The sequence below is a fragment of the Streptomyces sp. Y1 genome, assembly GCF_041053115.1.
Taxonomy (GTDB): domain Bacteria; phylum Actinomycetota; class Actinomycetes; order Streptomycetales; family Streptomycetaceae; genus Kitasatospora; species Kitasatospora rubellomurina.
This window is the reverse complement of the sequence record NZ_CP163445.1, coordinates 8,177,170-8,201,303: the sequence shown is the minus strand read 5'-3', so window position 1 is coordinate 8,201,303 and position 24,134 is coordinate 8,177,170. Positions and strand designations below refer to the sequence as shown.

At 73.6% G+C, this 24,134-nt stretch carries 28 protein-coding genes and 3 pseudogenes; 23 read left to right on the top strand and 8 right to left on the bottom strand.

All coding sequences use genetic code 11. The features are described from left to right. Nucleotides 1–53 precede the first annotated feature (53 nt). The gene (locus AB2U05_RS35885; RefSeq protein ID WP_045696712.1) at nucleotides 54–536 is read right to left on the bottom strand and encodes a MarR family winged helix-turn-helix transcriptional regulator; all 483 of its coding nucleotides are present in this window, start codon (nucleotides 534–536) and stop codon (nucleotides 54–56) included. Between the two features lie 125 nt (nucleotides 537–661). Between AB2U05_RS35885 and AB2U05_RS35880 the strand changes: the two genes are divergently transcribed. Next, complete coding sequence (locus tag AB2U05_RS35880) at nucleotides 662–1,072, top strand: VOC family protein (RefSeq protein WP_369185620.1); 411 nt, start codon at nucleotides 662–664, stop codon at nucleotides 1,070–1,072. 47 nt (nucleotides 1,073–1,119) lie between these two features. Here the strand turns inward: AB2U05_RS35880 and thrS are convergent, their stop codons facing one another. After that, on the bottom strand, nucleotides 1,120–2,421 hold the full coding sequence (gene thrS, locus AB2U05_RS35875; RefSeq protein WP_369185619.1) for a threonine--tRNA ligase: 1,302 nt from the start codon (nucleotides 2,419–2,421) through the stop codon (nucleotides 1,120–1,122). Nucleotides 2,422–2,642: 221 nt separating this feature from the next. Next, the gene (locus tag AB2U05_RS35870) at nucleotides 2,643–3,383 is read right to left on the bottom strand and encodes a leucine-rich repeat domain-containing protein (protein ID WP_369185618.1); all 741 of its coding nucleotides are present in this window, start codon (nucleotides 3,381–3,383) and stop codon (nucleotides 2,643–2,645) included. Nucleotides 3,384–3,604: 221 nt separating this feature from the next. Here AB2U05_RS35870 and AB2U05_RS35865 point away from each other — a divergent pair, with 221 nt between their 5' ends. Next, a complete protein-coding gene (locus AB2U05_RS35865; RefSeq protein WP_045696706.1) occupies nucleotides 3,605–4,384 on the top strand; it encodes an alpha/beta fold hydrolase in 780 nt (259 codons plus the stop codon). A gap of 77 nt (nucleotides 4,385–4,461) precedes the next feature. Here AB2U05_RS35865 and AB2U05_RS35860 read toward each other — a convergent pair whose 3' ends face one another. Together AB2U05_RS35860 and AB2U05_RS35855 are read right to left on the bottom strand one after the other, a co-directional pair. Then, nucleotides 4,462–5,784 (bottom strand): serine hydrolase domain-containing protein, encoded by a 1,323-nt coding sequence (locus AB2U05_RS35860; protein WP_369185617.1) that lies wholly within the window; start codon nucleotides 5,782–5,784, stop codon nucleotides 4,462–4,464. 170 nt (nucleotides 5,785–5,954) lie between these two features. Then, entirely contained in the window at nucleotides 5,955–6,443 is a 489-nt protein-coding gene (locus AB2U05_RS35855) for a carboxymuconolactone decarboxylase family protein (RefSeq protein ID WP_369185616.1), read from the bottom strand. A 172-nt stretch (nucleotides 6,444–6,615) separates the two neighbouring features. On the opposite strand from AB2U05_RS35855, the gene AB2U05_RS35850 reads away from it, so the two are divergent. Next, nucleotides 6,616–7,470: a pirin family protein gene (locus tag AB2U05_RS35850; protein WP_369186054.1), complete on the top strand. Its 855-nt coding sequence runs from the start codon at nucleotides 6,616–6,618 to the stop codon at nucleotides 7,468–7,470. Between the two features lie 143 nt (nucleotides 7,471–7,613). Here the strand turns inward: AB2U05_RS35850 and AB2U05_RS35845 are convergent, their stop codons facing one another. Both AB2U05_RS35845 and AB2U05_RS35840 read right to left on the bottom strand, forming a co-directional pair. Continuing rightward, nucleotides 7,614–8,396 (bottom strand): oxidoreductase, encoded by a 783-nt coding sequence (locus tag AB2U05_RS35845; protein ID WP_369185615.1) that lies wholly within the window; start codon nucleotides 8,394–8,396, stop codon nucleotides 7,614–7,616. 142 nt (nucleotides 8,397–8,538) lie between these two features. After that, the gene (locus AB2U05_RS35840; RefSeq protein WP_369185614.1) at nucleotides 8,539–8,982 is read right to left on the bottom strand and encodes an SRPBCC family protein; all 444 of its coding nucleotides are present in this window, start codon (nucleotides 8,980–8,982) and stop codon (nucleotides 8,539–8,541) included. A 162-nt stretch (nucleotides 8,983–9,144) separates the two neighbouring features. Between AB2U05_RS35840 and AB2U05_RS35835 the strand changes: the two genes are divergently transcribed. From AB2U05_RS35835 to AB2U05_RS35745, 19 genes and pseudogenes are all read left to right on the top strand, one after another. Then, entirely contained in the window at nucleotides 9,145–9,723 is a 579-nt protein-coding gene (locus AB2U05_RS35835; protein WP_045696696.1) for a TetR/AcrR family transcriptional regulator, read from the top strand. Between the two features lie 150 nt (nucleotides 9,724–9,873). Then, nucleotides 9,874–10,755 (top strand): SDR family NAD(P)-dependent oxidoreductase, encoded by an 882-nt coding sequence (locus tag AB2U05_RS35830; RefSeq protein ID WP_369185613.1) that lies wholly within the window; start codon nucleotides 9,874–9,876, stop codon nucleotides 10,753–10,755. Next, nucleotides 10,752–11,147 (top strand): annotated as a pseudogene (locus AB2U05_RS35825) (hypothetical protein); the annotation flags it as partial. The gene AB2U05_RS35830 and the pseudogene AB2U05_RS35825, both read left to right, overlap by 4 nt. Nucleotides 11,148–11,318: 171 nt before the next feature. Next, a complete protein-coding gene (locus AB2U05_RS35820; protein ID WP_369186068.1) occupies nucleotides 11,319–11,447 on the top strand; it encodes a hypothetical protein in 129 nt (42 codons plus the stop codon). A gap of 399 nt (nucleotides 11,448–11,846) precedes the next feature. Continuing rightward, entirely contained in the window at nucleotides 11,847–12,638 is a 792-nt protein-coding gene (locus tag AB2U05_RS35815; protein ID WP_369185612.1) for a hypothetical protein, read from the top strand. 5 nt (nucleotides 12,639–12,643) lie between these two features. Further along, nucleotides 12,644–13,291 (top strand): annotated as a pseudogene (locus AB2U05_RS35810) (SRPBCC family protein); the annotation flags it as partial. A gap of 164 nt (nucleotides 13,292–13,455) precedes the next feature. Further along, on the top strand, nucleotides 13,456–13,782 hold the full coding sequence (locus AB2U05_RS35805) for a hypothetical protein (protein WP_369185611.1): 327 nt from the start codon (nucleotides 13,456–13,458) through the stop codon (nucleotides 13,780–13,782). A gap of 5 nt (nucleotides 13,783–13,787) precedes the next feature. After that, a complete protein-coding gene (gene gvpJ / locus AB2U05_RS35800) occupies nucleotides 13,788–14,234 on the top strand; it encodes a gas vesicle protein GvpJ (RefSeq protein WP_078859935.1) in 447 nt (148 codons plus the stop codon). Continuing rightward, a complete protein-coding gene (locus AB2U05_RS35795) occupies nucleotides 14,231–15,043 on the top strand; it encodes a GvpL/GvpF family gas vesicle protein (protein WP_369185610.1) in 813 nt (270 codons plus the stop codon). The genes gvpJ and AB2U05_RS35795 overlap by 4 nt, the downstream gene beginning before the upstream one ends. After that, nucleotides 15,034–15,285, top strand: a complete 252-nt coding sequence (locus AB2U05_RS35790) for a gas vesicle protein GvpG (protein WP_045696684.1) — start codon at nucleotides 15,034–15,036, stop codon at nucleotides 15,283–15,285. The genes AB2U05_RS35795 and AB2U05_RS35790 overlap by 10 nt, the downstream gene beginning before the upstream one ends. 3 nt (nucleotides 15,286–15,288) lie before the next feature. After that, the gene (gvpO, locus tag AB2U05_RS35785; RefSeq protein ID WP_244178773.1) at nucleotides 15,289–15,726 is read left to right on the top strand and encodes a gas vesicle protein GvpO; all 438 of its coding nucleotides are present in this window, start codon (nucleotides 15,289–15,291) and stop codon (nucleotides 15,724–15,726) included. Between the two features lie 23 nt (nucleotides 15,727–15,749). Further along, on the top strand, nucleotides 15,750–16,142 hold the full coding sequence (locus AB2U05_RS35780; RefSeq protein ID WP_045696766.1) for a gas vesicle protein: 393 nt from the start codon (nucleotides 15,750–15,752) through the stop codon (nucleotides 16,140–16,142). Next, complete coding sequence (locus AB2U05_RS35775; protein ID WP_369185609.1) at nucleotides 16,139–16,918, top strand: GvpL/GvpF family gas vesicle protein; 780 nt, start codon at nucleotides 16,139–16,141, stop codon at nucleotides 16,916–16,918. Before AB2U05_RS35780 ends, AB2U05_RS35775 begins: the two co-directional genes overlap by 4 nt. Continuing rightward, a complete protein-coding gene (locus AB2U05_RS35770) occupies nucleotides 16,915–17,175 on the top strand; it encodes a gas vesicle protein (RefSeq protein WP_369185608.1) in 261 nt (86 codons plus the stop codon). Before AB2U05_RS35775 ends, AB2U05_RS35770 begins: the two co-directional genes overlap by 4 nt. Continuing rightward, nucleotides 17,172–17,489 carry a gas vesicle protein K gene (locus AB2U05_RS35765; protein WP_045696678.1) on the top strand — a complete coding sequence of 106 codons (318 nt, stop codon included), beginning with the start codon at nucleotides 17,172–17,174 and terminating at the stop codon, nucleotides 17,487–17,489. The genes AB2U05_RS35770 and AB2U05_RS35765 overlap by 4 nt, the downstream gene beginning before the upstream one ends. A 105-nt stretch (nucleotides 17,490–17,594) precedes the next feature. Then, nucleotides 17,595–17,768: a CsbD family protein gene (locus AB2U05_RS35760; protein WP_045696676.1), complete on the top strand. Its 174-nt coding sequence runs from the start codon at nucleotides 17,595–17,597 to the stop codon at nucleotides 17,766–17,768. A 149-nt stretch (nucleotides 17,769–17,917) separates the two neighbouring features. Continuing rightward, nucleotides 17,918–18,049 (top strand): annotated as a pseudogene (locus AB2U05_RS35755) (DUF6086 family protein); the annotation flags it as partial. 271 nt (nucleotides 18,050–18,320) lie between these two features. Continuing rightward, the gene (locus AB2U05_RS35750) at nucleotides 18,321–18,854 is read left to right on the top strand and encodes a DUF4383 domain-containing protein (protein ID WP_369185607.1); all 534 of its coding nucleotides are present in this window, start codon (nucleotides 18,321–18,323) and stop codon (nucleotides 18,852–18,854) included. After that, entirely contained in the window at nucleotides 18,851–20,377 is a 1,527-nt protein-coding gene (locus AB2U05_RS35745; RefSeq protein ID WP_369185606.1) for a cryptochrome/photolyase family protein, read from the top strand. The genes AB2U05_RS35750 and AB2U05_RS35745 overlap by 4 nt, the downstream gene beginning before the upstream one ends. A gap of 55 nt (nucleotides 20,378–20,432) precedes the next feature. Here the strand turns inward: AB2U05_RS35745 and AB2U05_RS35740 are convergent, their stop codons facing one another. Continuing rightward, complete coding sequence (locus AB2U05_RS35740; protein ID WP_369185605.1) at nucleotides 20,433–22,523, bottom strand: glycosyltransferase; 2,091 nt, start codon at nucleotides 22,521–22,523, stop codon at nucleotides 20,433–20,435. A 194-nt stretch (nucleotides 22,524–22,717) separates the two neighbouring features. Here AB2U05_RS35740 and AB2U05_RS35735 point away from each other — a divergent pair, with 194 nt between their 5' ends. After that, nucleotides 22,718–24,067: a glycosyltransferase gene (locus AB2U05_RS35735; RefSeq protein WP_045696666.1), complete on the top strand. Its 1,350-nt coding sequence runs from the start codon at nucleotides 22,718–22,720 to the stop codon at nucleotides 24,065–24,067. Nucleotides 24,068–24,134: the final 67 nt, after the last annotated feature.

Genomic DNA, 24,134 nt, shown 5'->3' with positions numbered 1-24,134 from the left:
GGCCCCTCGTTTCTGCGGGCCCCTCGTTTCTGCGGCCCGCCGCCGGCTGCGCGCTACATGGCGCCGCGCCGCTCCCCCTGCGCCCGGTGCAGCCGCAGCAGCAGCCCGTGCAGCACCTCCCGCTCGCCCGCGTCCAGCGGCGCCAGCACCTCGTCCTGCACCGCCCGCGCCTGCTCGTCCAGTTCGGCGAGCAGCACCCGCCCGGCCGCGGTGATCGTGACCGAGACCCGCCGCCGGTCCGCCGCGTCCCTGGCCCGCTCGACGTAGCCGGCGGCGGCGAGCTGGTCGGCGACCTTCGCGAGGTCGCTCGGGTCGATGCCCAGGCGCCGGACCAGGTCGCGCTGGGCCTGCGGCCCGAAGTCGGAGAGGGCGGCCAGCACCGCCATGTCCCAGAGCCGGAGGTCGCGTTCGGCCAGCAGCTCGGCGAGACGGCCGCGCGAGGACTTGCCGATCCGGGAGAGCAGGTAGGTGCTGAGGTCGAGCAGGGTCGGCGGCAGGGCGTGGCCGGGCGGCAGCGGCGGAAGATCGGAAACCATGGCGCCAGTCTAGGGTCCCTCCCTATAGTGGGTGCCGACCCACTAATTCGGCGCCGGGCCGCGCCGGGCCACACCTCTCCCCCCGACGCCCACCCAACGCCCCGTCCGAGCCCAGGAGTTCACCCGTGGACGCGCTCTACCCCCGCCTGCTGGTCACCCGATTCGCCGAGTGCTTCGGCTTCTACCGGGCCGTCCTGCCCGCCCTCACCGGCGCCGCCCTGGTCAAGGGCACGCCGGAGGGCCCGTACGCCAACTGGGACGTCGACGGGCAGGCCGTGCTGGTGCTCTACGACCGGGCCGCGATGGCCGCCGACCTCGGCACCGCCGACCTGCCCGCCCGGCCGGGCGCCGCCGTCCAGGACACCGCGATGCTGGTCCTCCGGGTCGACGACGTGGACGCGGCGCTCGACCTCTGCCTGCGCAACGGCGGCAGCCTCGTCGTCGGGGCCACCGACCGCCCGCACTGGGGGCCGAACCTGCGCAGCGCCCATCTGCGCGACCCGGAGGGGCACTTGATCGAGCTGCAGTCGTACTGACCGGCAGGTGCGCCACCCGACCGGCCCGGCCCGGCCCGCCGCTCGCCCTACCGAGCGGCGGGCGCGACGGCCTCAAGGCCGTCCGCCCACAACTCCGGCGCACAGTCCGCCACCTGCTCGCCGATCCGCGCCCAGGCCGCCTCCGCCGCCATCGGCTCCAGCTTGCGCCCGTCCCGCAGCCGCAGCGCGACCTGCTCGTCCGCGGCCTCCTTCGCCCCGATCACCGCCTGGTACGGGACCAGCCGGGCCGCCCGAATCCGGGCGCCGAGGCTGCCCTGCTCCGGCCCGGCCACCTCGGCCCGCAGGCCGAGGTCCAGGCAGCGCTGCCGCTGCCGCTCGGCCTGCGGGAGTTGGGCCTCGGAGACCGGCACCAGCACCACCTGGACGGGCGCCAGCCAGGCCGGGAACGCCCCGCCGTAGAGCTCGATCAGGTGGGCGACCACCCGCTCGACGCTGCCGATCACACTGCGGTGCACCATCACCGGCCGGTGCTTGGCGCCGTCCGCGCCGATGTAGTGCAGGTTGAAGCGCTCCGGCTGGTGGAAGTCGATCTGCACGGTGGACAGGGTGGACTCCCGCCCGGCGGCGTCGGCGATCTGGACGTCGATCTTCGGCCCGTAGAACGCCGCCTCGCCCTCCGCCGCCTCGAACGGCACCCCGGAGCGCTCCAGCACCTCGGTGAGCAACGCCACCGCCCGTTGCCAGAGCGCCGGGTCGGCCACGTACTTGCCGCCCGCGCCGGGCAGCGAGAGCCGGTAGCGGACGGGCTCGATGCCGAGCGCGCGGTGCGCCGCGCGGATCAGCTCCAGCGCGGCGACGGCCTCGTCGGCGGCCTGTTCGGGGGTGCAGAACACGTGCGCGTCGTTCAGCTGGATCGCCCGGACCCTGGTCAGCCCGCCCAGCACACCGGACAGTTCGGAGCGGTACATCCCACCCAACTCGGCCATCCGCAGCGGCAGTTCGCGGTAGCTATGGGAGCGGGAGCGGAAGATCAGCGCATGGTGCGGGCAGAGGCTGGGGCGCAGCACCACCTCCTCCGCGCCGAGCCGCATGGGCGGGAACATGTCCTCCTGGTAGTGCTCCCAGTGGCCGGAGATCTCGTACAGTTCGCGCTTGCCGAGCACCGGCGAGTAGACGTGGCGGTAGCCGGCCCGGCGCTCGCGGTCGCGGATGAACTCCTCCAGCGCGTGCCGGACGGCGGCGCCGCCGGGCAGCCAGTACGGGAGGCCCGCGCCCATCAGCGGGTCGCTGTCGAAGAGGTCGAGTTCCCGGCCGAGCCGGCGGTGGTCGTGCGGGTCCGCCTGGACACGGTCGTTCGACTGCTCGTGGTGGTTCACGGGGTGGTTCATGAGGGTGGTCTCCGCTCGGGTGGGCCGCCGGGCGAGTGGAGCCGGGAACGCCGAAGCCCCGGGGCACTCGCCCCGGGGCTTCGGACTTGGTCAGCAGTCAGCGCGCCGGGACTCTCTCCGGCGTCGTCGTGACGAGTGCAGCGCGCTTCATGCCGTCCACGGTAGCAGGCCGACCGGCCGCGTGGTGATCTTTTTTCCGCTGGCCCGATGGCCCCGTCCGGTCAGTACAGGACGGCGCAGCCGCGGGCCGCGAGCGCGTCGAGCAGCCGGGCGGGCGGCCGGACGTCGTTCCAGCGCAGGTCCAGCTTCTCCAGTGCGGGCAGCGCGCCCGGTTCGGCCAGCCAGGCCGGCAGCGCGGTGATCCGGTTGGCCCGCAGGTCGATGCGGCGCAGCAGCGGCAATGGGGCGAGCGCGGCGGGGATCTCGGTGAGGGCGTTCTCCCGCAGTTCCAGCTCGCGCAGTTCGCCGAGCCCGGACACTGTCTCCGGCAGGGTGCTCAACTGGTTGCCGCGCAGCCAGAGTTCGCGCAGTGCGCGGAGCCGTCCGAGCGAGTCGGGCAAGGCTGTGAGCCGGCCGCGCTGGGCGCGCAGTTCGATCAGGGCGGTCATCTCGCCGATGGTGTCCGGGAGTTCGGCGAGCGGGTTGTCGCCGACGTTGAGGTAGCGCAGCGCGGTGAGCCGGCCGAGTTCCGCCGGGAGGGCGGTCAGCGCGTTGTCGTGCAGGTAGAGGAAGTCGCCGAGCCCGGTCAGTTCGCCGAGCTCGGCGGGGAGGGCGGCGAGCCGGTTGTGTCCGAGGTCGAGGGTGCGCAGCCGCCGCAACCGGCCGATGCCGGGCGGGAGTTCGGTGAGGCCGGTATCGGCGAGAATGAGCACGGTGAGCTCGGTGCGGTCCCAGACCTCGGCGGGCACCTCGGTGAGCGGCTGCCGCCAGAGGTTGAGCACGGTGTCGCCGTCGCCGCCCATGCGTCCGCCCTTCGGGTATCGGCGGCCCGGCCACCTCGGCCGCCCACCTCGGCCGCCCAGTCTACGGGCGGGCCGAGCCCGGGGCCGGGGCCGGGCCGGCACGCCGCCGAAGGGGCCGGGCGGCCCTCGGCGGAGTGGCGTTCGGCCGGCCGACGTTTGGCGCCCCGCCCCCCGGGGGCAGGACCTGCCGTGCCCGACAACCCTCCCGAGGAGAGCCGCCCTTGAGCCCCGTCCCGCTCCCCCACACGCTGATCGGCCACGGCCCGCACCACGTGCTCGTGGTGCACGGCTGGTTCGCCGACCGCGCCGCCTACGACCGCCTGCTGCCCGACCTCGACCTCGACGCCTTCAGCTACGCCTTCGTCGACCTGCGCGGCTACGGCGAGGCCCGCGACCTGCCCGGCCGCTACACCACCGCCGAGGCGGGCGCCGACCTGGTGGCGACGGCCGACGCGCTGGGCTGGGAGCGCTTCTCCCTGATCGGGCACTCGATGGGCGGCTGCGTCGTCCAGCGCGCGCTCGTCGCCGCACCCGAGCGCGTGCGCCGGTTGGTCGGCATCGCGCCCGTCCCGGCCATCGGCATCCCGTTCCCGCCCGAGCAGTGGGAGCTCTTCGCCTCTGCGGGGGACCTGGCGGAGAGCCGCAGCGCCATCATCGACTTCACCACCAGCGGCGTCCGCCCGCGCGCCTGGGTGCGGCGGATGACGGAGCAGTCGCTGGAGCGCAGCGACGCCAAGGCCTTCCGTGCCTGGCTGGACTCCTGGGCCCTGGAGGACTTCCACCAGGAGATCGCCGGCCTCGCACTGCCCGTGCGGGTCCTCACCGGCGAGCTCGACCAGGCGATCACCCCCGAGCTGATCCGGCAGACCTGGCTGCGCCACTATCCGCACGCGACCGAGGTCCGCCTCCCCTCCACCGGGCACTACCCGATGGAGGAGACGCCGCTCCAACTCATCAGCGCCATCGAGGAGTTCCTCGGCGAGGACGACCCGGAGTCCTGACCGCCGCCCGCCGCGCCCGACCGGCCCCTGCCAACCGGTCGGGCTCGGCGGGCGCTTCGGGCGTCGTACGGCGGCCCTCACCGTCCGCCGCAGAACACGTCCTCCAGCAGCTGCCCCTGCGCCTGGTACTGCGCGATCTGCTGCGGCCCGTCGCCCCTCGGGGTGGTCGACTCCGCGAGCGAGCGGGTGCCCGAGGACCACAGCTGCGACTGGTACCCGGGCATCGAGCCGTCGTGCCCGTAGACCGGCCCGCAGGACAGCTGCACCCGGGCCAGCCCCAGCCCGTACGTCATCCGGCTCGGCGAGCCGTCCGCGGTGACCGGGATCGTGGTGGACATCTCCTTCATCAGTTCCGGCGAGAGCAACCGGCCGCCCAGCAGCGCGCGTTCGAAGCGGAGCAGGTCGTCGGTGGTGGAGATCAGCTCACCCGCGGAGTTGGCCCAGGTGACGCTCTGCACCGTCAGGTCGAAGTCGGTCCGCTGGTCCGGTCCGGGGCCCTCGACGAGCGTCACGTAGCCGTGCGCGTGCGGGCCGCGGATGTCGGTCGCCGCGCCGGGCAGGTAGGTGCGGGTCATCCCCAGCGGGCGCAGGATGCGGGCCTCGATCTCGTGCGCGTAGCCGTGCCCGGTCACCTTCTCGACGACCATGCCGAGCAACGTGTAGTTGACGTTCGAGTAGTGCCACGAGGTGCCGGGCGGGAAGTACGGCGCGTGCGCGACCGAGGCGGCCACCACCTGGGAGCGGGGGACGCTGTGCGACGGCCCGCCCTCCCGGTACCACGTCCGGGCTTCCTCGGCGGTCTTGAACGCCGGGAAGACGCCGCCGTCCGGCTCGTTGGTCGGGTCCCACAGGCCCGAGCTGTGGTTCATCAGCTGCCGGATCGTGATGTTCCCGCCGTTCGGGACCAGCCCCGGCAGGTAGCGCTCCACCGGGTCGTCCAGGCCGATCCGGTGCTCGCCGACCAGCTGCAGCACGGTCGTCGCGGTGAACATCTTGGTGATGCTGCCGGCCCGGTACCGGCCGTCCGTCCGCACCGGCGCGCCGGTGGCGAGGTCCGCGACGCCCGAGCCGGCCCGCACGGTGCCGTGCTCGTCCGCGACCTCGCCGAAGGAGGCCGCCGCCCCGGCCCCGGTCACCCGCTGCAGCCCGGCGCGCAGCCGGGCCCCGACGTCGGCGCGATCGCCGCCCTGCGCGCCCCCTTGCACGCTCCCTTGCTCGTCGACCCGGGCGTCGCCCGGCACGAGGCCGACCACGACGCCGGGGCCCACGGCTCCCGAACCCGCCGAAGCCCCCGGCCCGCCCGCCCCGCCCGCGACCGGTGTCGCCGACGCGGAGGCGACCGGCGCGGCCAGCGCCACGCAGATCGCCGCCACCAGTACGGACACCCGACGACGTGCCATCGCCCAACCCCCCACTCCCCGTGGCGAGCCGCGCCCGCCGCCTCCGCCCAGCCTCTCCGCTCCCCCTCCGGCCGGTCATCCACCACCCGGAGGAGGCAGTTCTCCGCCCTTCTGCCGAGGAACGCCTACGCCGCGCGGAGGAGACGGTCGTACCCAAACTCCCCTGACGGTCAGTTGGCGGCCGTGCGCCGCACCGGGTGCTTGCTCATGATGGACACCCGGTTGAAGGCGTTGATGGCGATCGCGACCCAGACCGCCGCCGAGATCTCCTGGTCCGTCAGCACGGCCCGGGCGGCCCCGTACGCGGCCTCCTGCAGCGCGGCGTCGCTCGGCGTCGTGGTCGCCTCCGCGAGCCCGAGCACCGCCCGCTCCCGCTCCGTGAACACCTGGGTGTCCCGCCACGCCGGCAGCACCCCCAGCCGCTGGGCGGTCTCGCCGGCCCGCAGCGCGGCCCTGGTGTGCACGTCGAGGCAGTACGCGCAGCCGTTGATCTGCGAGACCCGCAGGTTGACCAGCTCCACCAGCCCCCGGTCCAGCCCGGCCTCGGCCGCCGCCGCGCCCGCCGCCTCGGCGGCCGCCGCCTGCGCCCGGTAGGCCTGCGGGGTCTGCTTGTCGATGAACACCCGCCGCTCCGCCGGGACCACCGTCACGTCACTCACCTGAGCTCCTTCCGCCGTGCTCGACCACTACTCTTCTCGATGATCATTCCACCATGCATAATAGTTGAAAATAGAACCACTCGGCAGGCGAAAGGTACGGCCCATCGTGAGCACCGTGAGCACCGTCGACATCCTCTCCCCCCGGGACGTCCCGCTCGGCGGCCCCCGCGCCATGACCGTCCGCCGTACCCTCCCGCACCGCGACCGCCGCCTGATCGGCGCCTGGTGCTTCGTCGACCACTACGGCCCGGACGACGTCGCCCGCAGCGGCGGCATGGACGTCGCCCCGCACCCGCACACCGGCCTGCAGACGGTGAGCTGGCTGTTCAGCGGCGAGATCGAACACCGCGACAGCCTCGGCGTCCACGCCCTCGTCCGCCCGGGCGAGCTCAACCTCATGAGCGCCGGCCACGGCATCTGCCACTCCGAGGTCTCCACCCCCGCCACCACCGTCCTGCACGGCGTCCAGCTCTGGGTCGCCCTCCCCGAGGAGCACCGCCACAGCGCCCGCGACTTCCACCACCACGTGCCCCGGCCCGTCCCCCTCGACGGCGGCGAGGCCCGCGTCTTCCTCGGCACCCTCGCCGGCGACACCTCCCCCGTCCCCACCTTCACCCCCCTCCTCGGCGCCGAGCTCACCCTCCGCCCGCACGCCACCGTCACCCTCACCGTCGACCCGGCCTTCGAACACGGCCTCCTCGTCGACCGCGGCCCGATCCTCCTCGCCGACACCCCCCTCCACCCCGGCGACCTCGGCCACCTCTCCCCCGGCCCCACCACCCTCACCCTCACCAACCCCACCCCCACCGAAGCCCGCGCCATCCTCCTCGGCGGCACCCCCTTCGACGAACAGCTCGTCATGTGGTGGAACTTCATCGGCCGGTCCCACGAGGACATCGCCGAAGCCCGCGCCGCCTGGCAGGCCGCCTCCCCCCGCTTCGGCGCCGTCGAGGGCTACCCGGGCGACCGCCTCCCCGCCCCCGAGCTCCCCGGCACCCCCCTCAAGCCGCGCGGCCGCGTCCGCTGACCTGCGCGGTTCAGGACGGGGAGCCGGCCGCCGGATCAGCGTGTCTGCCCGGACAGCGCCCGATGCTGCTTCCGCGGGCGACGGCGGGGGCGGCCGTCGGTTCGGAGCCTGCGTCGGTGATCGGATGGGCGGCCCGGCGGAGTTCAGAGCGTCTGGACGAGGCCGCCGTCGATGACGAAGTCGCTCCCGGTGACATTGCCCGTCCGCTCACTGGCCAGCAGCAGAACGAGGTCGGCAACCTCCTGCGGGAGGCTGAAGCGGCCGGTGGCGGACTGTGCGACGGCACTCCGGGCGATGTCCTCCGGCTCGCCGCCGGACGCCTTCGCGACCGTCGCGGCGACGCCGCCGTCGCCGAGCCACAGCGCCGTGGACACCGGCCCGGGGCTGACCGTGTTGACGCGCACCCCGCGCGGACCGACCTCCTTGGACAGGGCCTTGCAGAAGTTGGTGAGCGCCGCCTTGGCCGCGCAGTAGTCGATGACCATCGGGTCGGGCAGGAACGCGTTGACCGAACTCACCGTCACGATCGAAGCGTTGCCACGCTCGATCAGGTGGGGCAGGGCCGCCCGGGTGGTGCGGACGGCGGCGAGGAAATTGACCGTCAGCCCCTGGATCCACTCGTCGTCGGTGACGGCCGCGAACCCGGCCAGACGGGGGTGGACTGCGCCGACGTTGTTGACGAGGATGTCCAGTCCACCGAACCGGGAGATCGCCGCCTCGACCGCAGAGACGGGGCCGTCCGCGGTGGCGAGATCGGCCGACACCGGATGCACCTGCGGGGCGAGCTCCGTCAGCGGGCCGGAGACACCGCGCGCCACCGCGACCACGTTCACGCCCGCGGCGGCGAGTGCCTGCGTCACGGCGAGGCCGATTCCCTTGCTGGCACCGGTGACAACGGCGACCTTGCCTGAGAGCTGCAGATCCATCGGAGACTCCGTAGGGGTGAACGGCAGGACGGCCTGCGGTGCGATCGCCCTGCTCAGAATCGCCGGCGGACCGGTTGCCCGCCGCCCGGCCGGCGGCCGGGACATCGACATGCTCGCGCACCTGTCCCGGACCGCGGCGAGGTCAGAAGCGTTCAACGGCCGCCTTGATCCGGCGGCCGAAGTCGGGGGCGTCCTTGCGGGCCGCACGCAGCGCCGGGCCGAGCAGGAGCTTGCCGAGTCCGTGGCCGTCCAGCACGTTGAAGATCCGCACCCGGGTACGGCCGCCCGACAGCGGTTCGAGATCGTAGCCGCCCTCGGCGGTGATGAGGTTCTTGCTCTGCTCGCTCCACCGGATCATGCGCGGCGCCTCCATCCTGGTGATGCGGAACTGGCGGGAGGTCTTCAGCCCGGCGTCCTTCACGGTGCTGCGGAAGACGGTCCCGACAGCGGTCGGTCCGTCCGGCACCTTCGTGATCTCCAGGACCCGGGGGCTGAACTCGGGATCATGGCGCCCGTCGGCGAGGTAGGCGAAGACCTCCTCCACCCGGCGATCGACCTCGACGCTCACCTCGAACAATCCGGACATTGCGGCTCCTCGCTGTGTGCCCGGCCCGCGCTTCACGGCCAGGATTCCAGAGAGCCCCGACTGCCGCCTTCCGGCTGCGGGACCCCGCACCGGCGTGGACGGTTCAGGAGGGAGGAAGGCAAGCCCGCCGGGCCGCGGTTGCCGGCCCTCTATGCTGGGCCCGTGACACCGAAGGGCGAGCAGGGACCGACACTGCGGGCGGATGCCGCACGTAACCGCACCCGGGTGTTGCAGGTCGCCCGCGAGCAGCTGGCTGCCGGTGACGACTCGCTCCAGTTGAATGCCATCGCCCGCCTCGCCGGTGTGGGCGTGGGAACCGTGTACCGGCACTTCCCCAACCGGCACGCGCTGCGGGAGGCGCTGTCTGCCGAGCGCTTCCGGGAGCTGGTGGACGAGGCCCAGGCCGCGGCCGCCGACGTGGACGCCCTGGCAGGTCTGCGCCGCCTGCTGCGGTTCACCCTGGCGCGCGCGTTGGACGACAGCGGATTCGCCTCCGTGCTCGAATCCGCCAACGATGCCGAGGCGCAGACCTCGGCACTGAAGGCCGAGCTCGACCTGGCTGTCGCCCATCTGCTTGACCGCGCCCGCGGTCTCGGCGCCGTCCGGCGCGATATCGAGGCCGACGACGTGCGCCGCCTGCTCTGCGGCGTCGAACACGCCCTGCGCTCCGGCGCCTGCGATCCCACCCGCACCGAGGTCTACCTCGATGTCCTCCTCGAGGGCCTGCGCCCGCCGCGCTGACCGCGGCCGACGACCCGGGAGCCAGGCACCGGCGCCCTCACGTCGACATTCACCGGACAACTAACCGGATAACTATCCGATTGTGCTAGCGTGCCCCCACGAAAACGGATAGATATCCGCTTACGGCAGGAAGCGATGGAGGGCGGGCCAGTGGAACAGCGGGCAGTGGTCACGGCGGGAACCGGGGGAATCGGCCTGGAGACGGCGATGGGACTGGCGGCGCACGGGCTCGCCGTCACCGTGGTCGGCCGCAACCCCGAGCGCGGTGTCCGCGCCGTCGAGCGCATCGCGACCGTTGCGACCGGAGGCGAGCCGCGGTTCCTGGCGGCCGACCTCGCCTCGCTCGGCGAGGTTCGAGCGCTCGCCGCCCGGCTGGCGGCCGAGGGACCGCTCAAGGTCCTCGTGAACAACGTGGGCGCGATGTTCGCGGACCGGCAGCAGACCGTCGACGGCATCGAGGCGACGTTCGCCGTCAACCACCTCTCGCCGTACCTGCTGACCGAGCTGCTGCTCGATCGGCTCCGCGCCGACGGGCCGAGCCGGATCGTGAACGTCAGCTCCGGCGCGATCAAGGTCGCCAAGCGCACCTTCGACGCCGTCGAACCACCGGGCGGCTACTACGGCTTCCACTGGTACGGCCGCGCCAAGCTCGCCAACCTCGCCTACACCCTGGACCTGGCCGAGCGCCTGCGCGACAGCGGCGTCACGGTCTTCGCGGCCGACCCGGGCGGCGCGGCGACCGACATGACCGACGGCACCATGAACTCACCGCGGATCGTCTCGCCGGGGCTGCGCCTGTTGTGGCCGCTGGTGCGGCGCACCTTCGAACGCTCCACGGCCGGCCCCGCGTCGATGGCCGCTCGGCCGTCCGTCTTCGCCGCCACCGACACCTCGCTCGATGGGCGCACCGGCCTGCTCATCGGGCCTCAGGTTCACCCCGTCCCCGCCTTCCGCGGGAGCACCGACCCTCGGACGGTCCGTGACGTGCTCAGGCTCAGCAGGCGCCTGGCGCCGCTCGTAGCCGGCCGGTGATCGTCGAAAACCGGACCGCATCAGATGTCGAGGCCGTACAGGGATGCCGCGCTGGCCGACGGAATCCTCTGACGTTCCGCATCGGAGCGCAGCGCCGCCGCCGCGGCGAGTCCGCCCGACTCGGCCTGTGTTCCCGTGCTACTGGGTACGCAGGAGGGGGAGCGGATCGGGACCGCGAGAGGTCGGAGCTCGGGCGTGAGTGGAGAAGTGCGGTACGACGATCTGCTGCGGCCGCTGCCGGAGCTGCTGAAGCGGCACGCCGAGCGGTCGGCGGATCGGGTGGCGTTCCACGACTTCTCACGTGGCGTCAGCTACGCCGATTGGAGCGGCGGACCGGGCGGCTGGGCGGTTCGCTCGCGCGGGCGGGGGTTCGGCGCGGCGATCGGGTCGCGCTCTGTCTGGGCACCTGCGTGGAGCTGGTCGAGGGCTGCCTCGCCGTGCTGCGGGCGGGGCGGTCGGCGTCCTGCTCAATCCCCGCTCCTCCGACGCCGAACTCGACTACTTCCTCAAGGACAGCGGCGCTTCGGCCCTCATCACCGATCCCGCGCCTGCCCGCGACGGTGGTGTTCGAGCACCCGGTGATCGAGGACCTCGCCCGCCACGTGCTCGACCTGCTCGACGACCTGCCCGCCGACGCAGCACCGGAGCGGCCCGGTCCGCCGCCCGCACCGCCCGCCGGCCGCACCGCGTAGACGCTCGCATCCCTGTACCGCACACTCGGCGCGAAGAGCCGGGCGGTGGCCGCGATGCACGCCCGCTTCGAGGGCGAGCCGGACGTCGTGGAGTTCCCGCACCCGGCGGAAGGGTCATCCACCCGATCCGGGTGCGGCAGCGGAACAGTGTCCGCATGCCGACGCGGCCGCCCTCGTCGTCGGGTTGGCGACTCCAGTCGGTGACCACCTGTGACCACCCCGTAGACCGGGTGAGGACGCGTCGAGGCCGAACGAGGCCTGACCGGGACGGGAGCCGCGCGGAACGTGGTGACCCTACGTTGATTCCCGCTGGTCCGGAGGGGCAGGCGGAGGGGTCACCGAGCCGGGCCGTTGGCCTGCGAACCGATGCGTCCCGGCAACACCCACCAGGGACGGACCATGAAGAACGTGAAACTCGCCGCTGCGGTGGGCGTCGGCTATGTCCTCGGGCGGTTGCACAAAGCCCGATGGGCGCTGGCGCTCGCCGGCATGGCGGCCGGCAAGAAACTGGGTGCCAGCCCGGGAACCGCGGTCGCGCAACTCCTCGAATCCTCGCCGCAGCTGCGGCGGGTGGTCGGCGACGTGCGGGGCGAGCTGGCGAGTGCGGGCAAGAAGGCGGCCGTGGCCGCCGCGTCCCGGCGCGTTGGCGCGCTGACCGACCAGTTGACACAACGGACCGAGGCCCTGCGCGAGGCGAACGAGCGGCGCGAGGACGACGAACGGGGCGACAACGACGAACCCCTCGACGACGAAGAGGAACACCGCGACGAGCACGAAGAACCGGAGGAGGAGACCGAGGACTCCGGGAAGACCCGGAGCACCCGCTCCGGCAGGTCGTCCCGGACGAGCTCGTCCAGCGGTGGTTCGTCGCGGTCCCGGACGAGCGCCAAGCCTTCCGACACGCGCACGTCGACCTCCAGGAGCACGGCAGCCCGCAAGAGCACAGCGACTCCCAGGAACACGGCAGCCCGCAAGAGCACAGCGACTCCCAGGAGTGCGTCGACCCGCAAGAGCGCGGCGGCCCCGAAGAGCACCCCGACCCGCAAGAGCACGGCGAAGGCGCCGGCGAAGAAGGCCGCCCCGGGCGCGGCGGCCGCCCGGAAGACCGCGGCCTCCTCGGCCGCGAAGAAGACGAGTGCGCCGGCCCGCAGGACGACCGGATCGCGGGCGTCCGCACGGAAGTCGGGGTGAGGACGATGGCCAAGCAATCAGCCGAGCCCGAAATCGGCGGCATCGGCGATCTCGTGGACGCCCTGCCAACCGACCAACTGATGGATCAGGCAAGGGAGTTCGTGTCCGCACTGGGCGAGCGGGCCATCGCGGCGGCCGGCGACCGGGTCGCCGACCTCGCGGACCGGCTGGTCGACTACACCGAGAACGGAGGCGGTGGCGGCGCGGGTCTCCCGGTCGGCAAGCTGCTCGGGGCGGGCGCGGCCGGGGTGAAGAACCTCGTGTCCAACAGCCTTTCGCTCTCCGGGGGCGGGAAGCAGGGCGGCGGAGGCAAGGAGACCAAGGTCACCAACATCGTGGAGGAGATCGAGGTCGGCGTGCCGGTGCGGGTCGCCTACAACCAGTGGACGCAGTTCCAGGACTTCCCGAAGTTCGCGAAGCGGCTGGAGCAGGTGTCCCAGGAATCCGACGAGAAGATCACGTGGAAGGCGGGGATCTTCCTCTCCCACCGCACCTGGGAGTCGACCATCGTCGAACAGGTCCCGGACGAGACGATCGTGTGGCGCTCCAAGGGCGACAAGGGTCACGTCGACGGCACGGTGACCTTCCACGAACTCGCGCCCAACCTCACCAAGATCCTCCTGGTCCTCGAGTACCACCCGAAGGGCCTGTTCGAGCGGACCGGCAACCTCTGGCGCGCCCAAGGCCGGCGCGCCCGCCTGGAGCTCAAGCACTTCCGCCGGCACGTGATGACCCGGACGATCCTCGACCCGACGGCGTCGAGGGCTGGCGCGGCGAGATCCGCGACAGCGAGGTGGTCCGTTCGCATGAGGACGCCATGGAGGAGGAGCAGTCCGACGAGGGGACGGAGGCGGATGAGGCCGAGGACGCCGAAGGCGCTGCCGACGAGGAGCAGGAGCCGGGCTACGAGGACGAGGGCGAGGGCGACGACCAGGACTACGAGGAAGAGCAGGACGCGGAGGACGACTACGACGAGGACGACGCCGACGAGGACGCCGAGGACGAGGAGGAACCCGAAGAGGACGAGGGCGACGAGTACGACGACGAGTACGAGGACGAACTGGACCAGGACGAACCCGAGGACGAGGAAGACGCCGAACGGCCGCGTGGCCGCCGCCGGGCCCTCGCCCGGAGCGGCAGGTGATGACGATGACGGTAGCCCCCAGGACCGGCCACTACCTGGACCGTCCCTCCCCGAGCGGCCTGGCGGACGTTCTCGACCTGATCCTCGACAAGGGCCTGGTCATCGACGTCTACGTGCGCGTCTCGCTCGTCGGCATCGAGCTGATCACGATCGACGCGCGGATCGTCATCGCCAGCGTGGACACCTATCTGCGCTTCGCGGAGGCGGTCAACCGCCTCGATCTGAAGCAGGACCGCACCGAGGGCCTGCCGGAACTGATGGACGACATGCGGCAGGGCGGTGCCCGCCGAAAGACCCGCGGCGCCCTGGAGGGCGTCAAGGAGACCGTCGGCGAGGTGATCGACCAGGTCCGCGGCCGTGGCGGCGAGGACGAGGACGAGGAGGAGGAACCGCAGGAACGGCCCCGGCGCCGGCCCCGGTCCTCCGGCGAACGCAGGGAGCGTGAACGGTGAACCGCGACACACCGGCCGCCGGTGACACCGGAGCGGCCTGCTACGTCTACGGAATCGTCCCCGCCGACGCCGCCGCACCCACGGGCGTCCGCGGGGTGGGCACACCCCCGGCGGCGGTCGATCTGCTCCCGGGCGGACGGGTCGCCGCGCTGGTCAGCGAGGTCGATCCGACCAAGCCCCTGGGAACGCCGGACGACCTCCGCGCGCATGCCCGGGTGCTGGACTCGGTCGTCTCCGCCCTGGTTCCCGTGCTGCCGTTCCGGTTCGGCTCGGTGGTCGACGGCCGCCGGGCCGTGGCTGACGAACTGCTCGGCCCGTCCGAGGAGGGCTTCGCCACCGCGCTGGCGAGCCTGCGCGGCCTCGCCCAGTACACGCTCCGCGGGTCGTACGTCGAGGACCGCGTGCTGCGGGACGTCCTCGCCGCGCGTCCCGACATCGCCGCCCTCCGGGAGCGGACCGCGTCGCTGCCGGAAGATACCGGCCACTACGACCGGCTCCGGCTGGGTGAACTGGTGGCCCGGGAGATCGGCGACCGCGGCGAGGCCGACGTGCGCCACCTGGTCGACACACTCGGCCCGCTCGCAGTCGCCGTCGCCAGGGGCCCGGACCCGGACCCGGACCAGCCGATCGACGTGTCCTTCCTGGTCCACCACACCCGCTGGGCGCGCTTCGAGGCCGAGGCGGAGGACCTGGCGCGCGGCTGGTCCGGGCGGGTGGGCATCCGCCTCCTCGGGCCGCTGGCGCCGTACGACTTCGCGCCCACGGCCGTCGACGGCGCTTCCGAGGGGGTGCCCGGTCCATGGGTCTGATCACCGGACTCCTCACCCTGCCGCTCGCGCCCGTGCGCGGCGTTGTCTGGGTGGCCGAGCAGTTGTACGCCCAGGCCCGCCGCGAGCTGGACGACCCGGCGACCGTCCGTCGGCGCCTGGCCGAGTTGGAGGAGGCCCGTCAAAGCGGCGCCCTCAGCCCGGAGGAGGCCGACCGGCAGGAGGAGGAACTGGTCGGACGGCTGTGGGAGGCCCGGAGGACGAGCGGTGGGCGGGAGGTGTGAGCCGTGCCCGAACCCGAGCCCCGTGCGCGCCGGCCCGCCGACCACACGGCGGTGCCACGTCGCCGCACCGCCGCCAGCCGCGCCGACGACGAGCATCGCCACCCCGATCCCGGGCGTGACGGGCGCTCGTCCGCCGAACCGGACCGGCCAGACACCGAGAAGCGCACCCGGACCCGCCTTGGCGCCCGCCAGGCCGCCGCCCGGGCGGCCCGCCAGGTGCAGGAGCTCACGGGAAACCTGCCCGAAGTCGTCACCTCGCTGGAGCACAACGAGGAGGGCTGGCGGGTCGGGGTCGAGGTCCTGGAATCCCGCCGCATCCCCGACTCCACCGACATCCTGGCCCTCTACCGGGTCGTCCTGGACGAACGGGGCGGGCTCGTGTCCTACCACCGCGAACGCCGCTACCACCGCGGCCGCCTCGACCCTGGGGAGACACCGTGAACGGCCGCGACTTCGGACCGCCACTGCCGGCGAACTACCGCACCGCGCCCGCCCCGCAGCCGGCCAACCTCGCCGATCTACTCGAACGGGTCCTCGACAAGGGCATCGTCATCGCGGGGGACATCCGTGTGAACCTGCTCGACATCGAGCTGCTGACGATCAGGATCAGACTCCTCGTCGCCTCCGTCGACCGCGCCCGCGAGATGGGGATCGACTGGTGGGAGCACGATCCCGGGCTCTCCTCCGGCCGACGCGACCTCGCCGTGGAGAACCGGCGCCTGCGCGAGCGGATCGATGAACTGGAGGCAGCCGCGAGCGAACCGGAGCGTGCGGCACCCGGCGGCCGTCCCGATGAGTCGTCGGCGTCGGCCCCACCCACCCGCCGTCGTCCCCCGCGCGCGGGGAGGGAGTCATGAGCCACGTCACCTGGCTCTACGCCGTCGTCCCGGCCGACCGACGCCCCGAACCGCGCGAATTGCACGACCTGCGCGGCGTCGCGGCGGAACCCCTCCGCGCGCTGAGCGGGCCGGGTCTCGCGGTCGTGGTCGGCTCGGTGCCCCAGGCGGACTTCGACGAGGGGCCCCTGCACGCCCACCTGGAGGACCCGGTCTGGCTGGAGCACGCCGTCCGGGCCCACCATCGCGTGGTCGAGGCCCTCGCCGGCGCGGGCCCGACCCTGCCCCTGCGCTTCGCCACGCTCTACCACGACGACGCCCGCGCGCAGGAGCTCCTCCGCGCGCGCCACGACGAGCTCACCGAGGCGCTCCGGCGGATCGACGGACGGACGGAATGGGGCGTCAAGGCATACCTCGCCGGCAGACCGTCGGCACGGGAGGAGGAGACCAGCCCCGAGGCCGCGGACCGGCCCGGCACGGCCTACCTGCTGCGCCGCAGGGCCCAGCGGCAGCAGCGTGAGGAAACGGTGCGACAGGCCTCGGAGGACGCACGGAGCGTCCACGCACAACTCGCCGGGCTGGCAGCCGCGGCGGCCCTGCACCCGCTCCAGCCCGCAGAGGCGAGCGGGCGCGGCGAGCCCATGGTCCTCAACGGCTCGTACCTCGTCGACCACGCCGACCGGAAGCGCCTGGAGGATGCCGTGGCCGCCCTCGCGGACGGCCACCCTCACCTCCGGCTGGAGCTGACCGGTCCCTGGCCGCCCTATTCGTTCGCCGACCCGGAGGAGGCGCGGTGAGCACCCCCAGCACCCCCGACCGACGGGCCCAAGACCGGTCCGACGCCCTCTCGCCGGCCGGTGCGGAGCGCGTCGCGCTCGTCGACCTCCTCGACCGCGTCCTGGCGGGCGGTGTGGTCATCGCGGGCGAGATCACCCTCGGGATCGCCGACGTCGATCTGGTGCGGATCAGCCTCCGTGCGCTGGTGGCCTCCGTGCGCGCCGCCACCCGGACCGTCGAAGGCACCATCACCGCACGGGAGGAGGAGCCACCGTGACCGCACGGCCGCCGGAGGAGCCCCACGGGGCCCGCCTCGCCCGGCGCGTCGCCGTCGACCCGGAGACGGTGGGCCGGGACCTCGCCTGCCTCGTCCTCACCGTGGTCGAGCTCCTGCGGGAGCTCATGGAGCGGCAGGCGCTGCGCCGCATCGACGAGGGCGACCTGAGCGAGGACCAGGTCGAGGCCCTGGGGGTGACGCTGATGGCCCTGGAACGGCGGATGGACGAGCTGCGCGACCATTTCGGCCTCGCGCCCGAGGACCTCGACATCGACCTCGGCCCACTCGGCCCGCTGCTCGGGTCCGGCCCCTGAAGCGGATCGATCGAACCGGATCCGCCGGACTTCTACGAAGGGGGGATTAATCGGAGGAATCGGGGCACACGCCTCACGAAACCACGAACCGACGAGGAGGAAGCCGTGGGCGCTGGAAAGAAGATCGCACACGCCGCCGAGACCGCGAAGGGCAAGGTCAAGGAGGCTGCCGGCAAGGCGGTCGGAAACGAGCGGCTCGCCGCCAAGGGCAAGGGGGAACAGGTCAAGGGCGACCTCTCCCAGGCGGGCCAGAAGGCGAAGGACGCCTTCAAGCACTGACAGTGAGCATGTTCATGAGCGGTGGGGAGGTCCGAGAGTGACGTCGGACCTCCCCACCGTGTCACCGGCTACGCCCGTGACGGGAAGTCAGGCGTAGTCGGCCGTGGGTTGGGTGATCCCGGGGCCACCCACGTGGGGGGTTCGAGGTCTTCGTCAACGTCCTGCTGGCCTGGCACCGGGGAACCCACCACGCCGTCATACGTGCCCTGAGCGAAGGCTTTGCCATCACCGTGCTGGCTCTCGCTGAGCGGGCAGGCGTCGAAGTGCACTGGGAAACACCACGGACCACCCTCAGGGATGGAGTCCGGGACATGCAGGCCGCCGCTCGGTTCCCGGTAGGCAGGAAGCGGCCATGGATAGCTCCAGGCAGCCTGACCTGCCCTGCTCCTCTGAACCAGCAGGTCCCAGTACCGGACCCACCTCCGGTCGGTCCGCGAACGATGCGAACGATGCGGCATCGCTGCGACTGTTCCAGTCGGACACCGCGGCCGATGCTCCGGACAGGGCCGTGTACCACGCGCCCGACACGATCATCGAGGAACGGAGCGGATCATGAAACTCCACGAGGAGCTGCCGGTCGACCACCGACTGTCCCAGGTGTACCGCGCCGGAGCCGGCCTCTGCGGCGCTGCCCTGCTGGTCTTCGGCTTTCTCGGCCTGTCGGACGGACTGCCCTTCTTCAGCACCGATGGCGAGAAGATCGCCGGTCTCTCCAGCAACGGCCTGCTCAGCCTGGTCTCGGTGGTCACGGCCGCGGTACTTCTCGGCGGCGCGCTGATCGGCGGAAACATCGCTTCCACGGTCAACATCACCGTCGGCTCCCTCTTCGTCCTCAGCGGCTTCGTCAACCTCGCGCTGCTGGATTCATCGGCCAACATCCTGGCCTTCCGCATCCAGAACGTGCTGTTCAGCTTCGTCATGGGCCTGGTGATCGCCACGTTCGGCATGTACGGCCGGGTGAGCGGCAAGCTCCCGCTCGACAACCCCTACTGGCGCCGACGCCACCCGGGGCCCGGCGACCGCCGGGATGCTCCGGCACTCCCCCTCGGCTCCCGGTCGGCCGACCTTCCCGGGCCGCCGGCATGAGCGGGCCGCGCCCGCACTGGCTCTTCGGCGCCCAGCTCGGGCCGCACTTCCTCACCGCCGGCCTCACCCCCGGCGAGGACGGTCCGGACCCGGGCGCCCCGCTCGTCATGATCGAGGCCCGCTCGGTGCTCCGCCGGCGGCGGTTCCACCGGGCGAAGGCCCACCTGGTGCTGTCCGCGATGCGCCACGCCGCGGACGCCCTGGGCGACCGGGTGCGCTACGTCCAGGCCGACACCTACCGCGAGGGCCTGGCCCGGGCCGTCGGACGCCGCCGGGTCACCGTGTACCACCCGACGTCGCGCGCGGCCCTCGGCCTGGTGGACGCCCTCCCCCAGGTCACGGTGCTGCCACCGCGCGGCTTCCTCGTACCCTTCGCCGACTTCCGCCGCTGGGCGGGCGAACCCGGTGGACGGCGCCTGCTGCTGGAGGACTTCTACCACCGGGTGCGCCGCGCCGAGCACCTGCTTCTGGAACCGGACGGCAGCCCGGCCGGCGGCCGGTGGAACCTCGACCGGGACAACCGCGAGCCCCCGCCCAAGGGCGCCGCCACCCTGCCGATCCCCCCGCCCTTCGAGCCCGAGGAGGACGGCATCGACGAGCGCGTCCGGGCCGACCTCGAACGCTGGGAGCGCGACGGGGACGTCGCCTTCGTCGGTCGGGACGGCCCGCGCCGCTTCGCCGCGACCCGGCCGGAGGCCGAACGGGCGCTCGCGCGCTTCGTCGCCCACCGCCTCGCCGACTTCGGCCGCTACGAGGACGCCATGCTGCACGCCGACCCGTGGATGGCCCACAGCGCCCTCTCCGTCCCGCTCAACCTCGGCCTGCTCGACCCAGGCGAGTGCGTGCGCGCCGCCGAGGCCGCATACCGGGCCGGGCAGGTGCCGCTCAACAGCGCCGAGGGCTTCGTCCGGCAGATCGCGGGCTGGCGCGAGTACGTCTGGCAGCTCTACTGGCACCTGGGCGAGGACTACCGCGACGCCAACCACCTCGGCCACCACGAGCCGCTGCCCGCCTGGTTCCGCGACCTCGACGCCGACGCCGTCACCGCCCGCTGCCTGGCCCGCGTCCTCGCCGAGGTCCGCGACCACGGCTGGGTGCACCACATCCCCCGGCTGATGGTGCTCGGCAACTGGGCCCTCCAGCACGGCTGGGACCCGCGCGAGCTCACCGACTGGTTCCACCGGTGCTTCGTCGACGGCTACGACTGGGTGATGACCGCCAACGTCGTCGGCATGTCCCAGTTCGCCGACGGCGGCCTCGTCACCACCAAGCCGTACGCGGCGGGCGGCGCCTACCTCCACCGGATGGGCGACCACTGCGGCCCCTGCCGCTACCACCCGACCGAACGCCTCGGCGACCGGGCCTGTCCGTTCACCACCGGCTACTGGGCTTTCGTCCACCGCCACCACGACCTGCTCGCCGCCAACCACCGCACCGCCCGGGCCGCCGCCGGCCTGCGCCGCCTGACCGGCCTGCCCGAGGTCCTGGCCGCCGAACGCGCCCGCGGCCAGTCACCCCCGTGACGGCACCCGAAGACGGTGCCGCCACCGCCCGCGCGTTCAGCCGCGTCCCGCCACGTCAGGCACAGGACCCTCCGCGGTCCCCGTCCTGCGGCCGATCCGCGAGGCGGCCCTTTCGGCACGTCGCCCGGTAGGCCTCGGCCAGGGACGCGGCCATGGCGTCGATGCCGAAACGCTCGCGCACCGTCGCGGCCCCTGCCCTCGCCATCGCCGCCAGTTCCGGCGCGGGGGTGACGACCAGGGAGCGCAGGCCGTCTGCCAGCCGCCCCGCCGATTCGGTGGCCAGCAGTCGTCCGTTGACGCCGTCGCACACGTAGTGCGAGGCCCCGCCGCGCTGCGGGGCGGCCACCGGGAGGCCCGCTTCCATGGCCTCCAGCACGGCCAGCCCGAACTCCTCCTTGGCACTGGGGCACACGTACAGCGCGGAGCCCGGTCGGCCCTGCGCCAACGCCCGTTCCAGCAGCCGGACATGCCGGTTGGACAGCGCGGGCCACAAGGCCGCCCGACGCCGGGCGACCGGGTCCGCTGCCAGGAGCTCGGTGAGCCGGCGGCGAACCTCCGCCTCGACGGCGGTCGGGGCCGCGGGAGACCCGCCCACCAGCAGCAGGGTCGTGCGGTGGTGGAGGCCCGCCTGCATCCAGGCCCGGACCAGTTGCTCCTGCTGCTTGACGGGGTGGAGCCGCCCCACGCACAGCAACAACGGCAGGTCGCGGTCGGCGGCATCCAGTCCGCCGGTCCCGCCGCCCTCGAAGAGACGGCCGAGCAGTCCCTGGGCCGTCGTCCCGTCGTCCGCCGCGGGCCGGAACGGGGCGATGCCCTCGGGCTGCAGGTGGACCCGCCGGTCCCGCAACTGCGGGAAGTAAGCGGCGAGTTCCTCCGTCCCCGGCCTCCCCGGCATGGCCACCAGCAGATCGGCGCGGGCCACGAGGCGGTCGGCGACGAAGACCCGGTGCAGGTCCAGGCGCAGCGCGCGTGCGGCATCACCGGTCTGTTGCGGCGCCAGGCCCGTGTGCCGTTCGTCCATCGTGCGGTGGGGGTCGGGGGTGACGGTGAACGCGAGCTTCGAGCCGTGGCGACGGGCGGCCCGGGCGACGGCGAGGGAGGCGTCGTCGGCGAACCTGACGTGCGCGATGTCCGGTCGGGCACCCGGGAGTTCGAAGACCCTGCCGGCCCACCAGGCCAGCGCCGCCGGGTGGCCGGCGGCATTCTCCGGATCAAGCGGTTCGGACGCGTCCACGGGCAACCGCACCAGCACGTGTGCGCGCCCCAACCGGTGGACCAGGTCCGTGCGTTCCGTCTCCTCGGCCCGGGCGGTGGTCAGTGTGAGGACCCGTGCGACGCCCGCACCGGCCGTCAGCGCCTCCCCCAGCCCGGTCAGCAGGACGCTCATTCCGCCGCTGAGTCCGGCGCCTGGTTCCTCCAGGCGGCCCTGCAGCATCGACTGGGCGACCACCGGAGAGCCCCGCGAGGGCTCGGCCAGAGCCGCGAACGCCGCCCGGAACCGCCGCCCGGACGGCGAGCCGGGTCGCGCCCGCTCGGCGCAGGCGGACAGCAGGAGCCCTTCGTAGCCGTCCCTCGCCTCGTCGGCCCCCGGGAGCACGGGGCCCGCGCCGGGGATTCCCGACAGGTAGCGCCACAGGGCGTGGGCCTGTTCCCGGCCGACGGGGTCCAGCGCGGCCGCCTCCCGGAGCGAGAGCGGTCGCAGACCGTTGACGTCCGCCACGTCGAGCAGGAAGGCGGTCTCGGCCGGTCCCGGCTCCGCGAGCAGCCTGCGGCGGATCTGCTGGGTCGCGGTCCGCCCGCCGCCCGGGCCCGCGCTGCGCTCCCAGGCCTCCGCGAGCGCCGTCCGCTCCCTGGGCGCCAGATCGGGCGCGGCACCGGCGGCGGCCAGGATCCATGCCGGTACGGCGCGTTCGCGCCGTGCGAGCTGGCGCAGCCGCGCAGCACGCCGGTCGGACACCGGCAGCGCCGCGTCGGGACGCACCCACGATCCCCCGTACTCGGCCCGTGCCAGCCGGCCGAGCAGGTCACCGCCCTGGGGGACGGTGACGTCCCGGGCGAAGTGAAACCTGCGCCACGCGGCAAGGGCCCCGGCCTCCACGACGTCGGGGCTTGGAGCTGCCGCGGCCGGTGTGGCGTGCTGGGTCATCGTGCTTCCTCCCGTGTCGCCGTGCGGTCAGGGGCGGCTTCGGAGGCGGCCGACGAAACGGATTGGCCCCGGCCCGCCGGCCTTCGCCACCCGCCCGCCACGGAGGTCCGGGGCGGGCGTCCGGCTGCGGCCGCCCCCGGGCGCCTGGCATCATCGGAGGCCGCCCGCGAAGCACCGCCCCGGGGGAGGACCGCATGACCCGCGTCGCCGTGATCAGCCCGCCGTTCCACTCCCACGCCCGGCCGATGGCCGCCCTCGGCGCGGCGCTGAGCGGCCACGGCGCCCGCGTCGACTTCGCCTGCGCACGCGCCTTCGCCGACCTCGCCGCCGCCAACGGCCTCGGCTTCGCCGAACTGGCGGTCACCCGCAACGCGAACCACGGCGTCGCCGAGACCACACGGCAGGACGGGGCCGAAGCCCGTCGCCTGCGCGAGTTCCTCGACGCCACGCACCACGGCCCGGCCGCGACCCTCCTGACCCAGGCCCGCCACCGCCGGGACGACATGCTCGCCGACCCCGAACACGTCCTGCGGGACCTCGCCGCCCTCGACCGGAGGCTGCGCCCCGACTGGTACCTCGTCGACCAGCTCGCGTACTCCGCGACCCTCGCCCTGCACTGCCTCGAGTTGCCGTACGCCACCTTCTGCCCGGGCCACCCCAGCTACCTGCCGACCGCACCCGACGCCTACTTCGGACTCCCCTACGCCTGGCCGGACGCCGTGCGCCCCACCACCGCCGACCTCGACCGGCTACGCCGCGCGGCGGCGGCCAACGACACCGCGTTCACCGACGCGTTCAGGGCGGTCATCCGCCGCCACGCGCCCGGCCGGCCCGAACCCGAGCGGGCCTTCGCCCTGTGCTCCCCGCACGCCGTCGTCTTCAACTACCCCCGCCTGCCGTGGCTGCCACCCCCGCCGACCGGCCCCCGGGCCCTGTACGCCGGGCACCTGCTGCCCGAGGCCGGCCCCGGGCCGCTGGACGAGCACTGGCAGGCCGTCCTCACCCGGCTGACGGCCGAGGAGCGGCCGGTGGTCCTCGTCGCCCTGGGCACCTTCCTGTCCGCCCGTCACGACGTCCTGGCCGTCACCGCGGCCGGAATCCTCCGGCACACCCCGGCCTCGGTGGTCGTGGCCGCGGGCGAACGCGTCGGCGCCGTCACGGCCGACCCCCTGCTGCGCGGCGCCGACCCCGAACGGATCCACGTAGCGGCGACGATCCCGCAACAGGAACTGCTCCCGCACGCCGCCGCCATGGTCCACCACGGCGGCAACAACTCGTTCACCGAGTGCCTGCACGCCGGTGTGCCCGCACTGGTCCTGCCGTTCTCCAGCGACCAGTTCGCCATCGCCCACGACGCCGAACGCGCCGCGGCCGGCCGATGCCTGGATCCCAACACGCTCACCCCCGCCGCCGCCGGCCGCGCCGTCGCCGCCCTGCTCGCCGGCCGGGCGCACGGCGCCGCCGCACTCGGCGTCCGCCTGCGCCCGCGCGGCCCCGCCCGGGCCGCCTCCGCCCTCCTGGGGTGCATGCCCTCCCGCCCCTGAATCGTCGGCCGGCCCCGGTCGACGCACCACCGGTGCGACAGGGGCCACGGCGCCGTGGGCGGAGGGT